Source organism: Stenotrophomonas sp. GbtcB23 (assembly GCF_019091045.1).
Classification (GTDB): Bacteria; Pseudomonadota; Gammaproteobacteria; order Xanthomonadales; family Xanthomonadaceae; genus Stenotrophomonas; species Stenotrophomonas rhizophila_A.
In genome coordinates, this window is record NZ_JAGXKC010000457.1 from 1 (window position 1) to 263 (window position 263).

At 61.6% G+C, this 263-nt stretch carries 2 pseudogenes; both read right to left on the reverse strand.

What is annotated here, in order from left to right:
• A pseudogene (locus KVS69_RS21210) lies at positions 1-128 on the reverse strand (entry exclusion lipoprotein TrbK); the annotation flags it as partial.
• Positions 125-263: pseudogene (locus KVS69_RS21215) on the reverse strand (LysR family transcriptional regulator); the annotation flags it as partial. The pseudogenes KVS69_RS21210 and KVS69_RS21215, both read right to left, overlap by 4 nt.

Here is a 263-nt window from a genome sequence, read left to right on the forward strand (position 1 = left end):
TCGGGGTTGGCCGCCAGCTCTTCCACTGTCGGGATGTTGGCTGCGGAACCGGCGGACTTCTGTGGCCCATCGGACTGGCCGCAGGCAGTCAACACGGCAACCAGCAAGAATGGGATGATCTTCTTCATGGCGTCAGTTCCTCCGGGTGATCGGGATTACGGCCTCGTATGGGCCTGGGGGTTTCCGGCTGATCGATGGCCTGTGCGCGCTCAATAAACCGCGCCAACTCGACAGACGCATCTCCGTCCGGCCGCAACAAAAAG